The sequence below is a fragment of the Clostridium sp. K04 genome, from assembly GCF_019734375.1.
Classification (GTDB): domain Bacteria; phylum Bacillota; class Clostridia; order Clostridiales; family Clostridiaceae; genus Clostridium; species Clostridium saudiense.
Genome location: NZ_JAASHD010000089.1, coordinates 1 through 1,154, shown reverse-complemented (window position 1 = coordinate 1,154; position 1,154 = coordinate 1). Strand labels below are relative to the sequence as shown.

The window sequence follows — 1,154 nt, the reverse complement described above, 5'->3', positions numbered from 1 at the left end:
AAGAATTGCTGGTTTACTTTAACTATATTCTGTTCAATTTTCAAAGACCATTTACTCCGTCGCCCTCAAGCGACTTCCTTATCTTATCATTTCTTTAATTTTATGTCAACAACTTTTTTTCAAAAGTTTTTTTGACATTTATCATCGATATGATAAGTATCATTCGCTTCAGCAATCAACTCATTTGTTTGATTTGTCATCAGCGACGTGTTTTATCTTAACACTATTTATTTATTATAATTTTCATTTTTTCATTATTTTATTCAAATAATTCTAATTTTATATGCTTTTTCTTTCTTTTTCTTTATTTTTCTACTATTGATATACTAGGTAACGTTTGTGCTATAATTATCTAAAATTTATAACTTATTGATTAAAATATACTTACATAGAGGTGATTAAAATGAAACAAATATTAAAAAATGATTGGAATGAACTTTTAAAAGATGAATTTTCAAAAGAATATTATTTAACTTTGAGAGAATTTTTAAAAAATGAATATAATACAAAAACAATATATCCTGATAAATATGATATATTTAATTCCTTACATTATACTTCTTATGAAGATGTGAAAGTTGTTATTCTAGGTCAAGATCCCTATCATGGACCTAATCAAGCCCATGGATTAAGTTTTTCTGTAAATCCAGGTGTAAGAATCCCTCCCTCATTATTAAATATATATAAAGAACTTAACTCAGATTTAGGATGCTATATTCCTAATAATGGCTATTTAAAAAAATGGGCTGATCAAGGCGTACTTTTATTAAATACTTCACTTACAGTAAGAGCTGGAGAGGCTAATTCTCATAAAAATAAAGGTTGGGAAATTTTCACGGATAAAATAATATCTTTAGTTAATGAAAAAGATGATCCTGTTGTTTTTTTACTATGGGGAAATAATGCTATTAGTAAGAAAAAATTAATAACTAATGATAAACATCTAATTCTCTCTTCAGTACACCCTAGCCCATTATCTGCCTCAAGAGGTTTCTTTGGAAGTAAACCATTTTCAAAAATTAATCAATTTCTTATATCTGTTAATAAAAAACCTATTGATTGGCAAATAGAAAATATATAAGACGAATTGTCAAGCTAAGTGCAACACTTAGCTTGTTCTTCGTTAAATGCTTCTAACGGTGTCTTGTATCCAA

At 26.7% G+C, this 1,154-nt stretch carries 1 protein-coding gene; it reads left to right on the top strand.

What is annotated here, in order from left to right:
* The first annotated feature begins 403 nt into the window (after positions 1-403).
* The gene (locus HCG70_RS17255) at positions 404-1,081 is read left to right on the top strand and encodes a uracil-DNA glycosylase (protein WP_221698081.1); all 678 of its coding nucleotides are present in this window, start codon (positions 404-406) and stop codon (positions 1,079-1,081) included.
* The last annotated feature ends 73 nt before the right edge of the window (positions 1,082-1,154 follow it).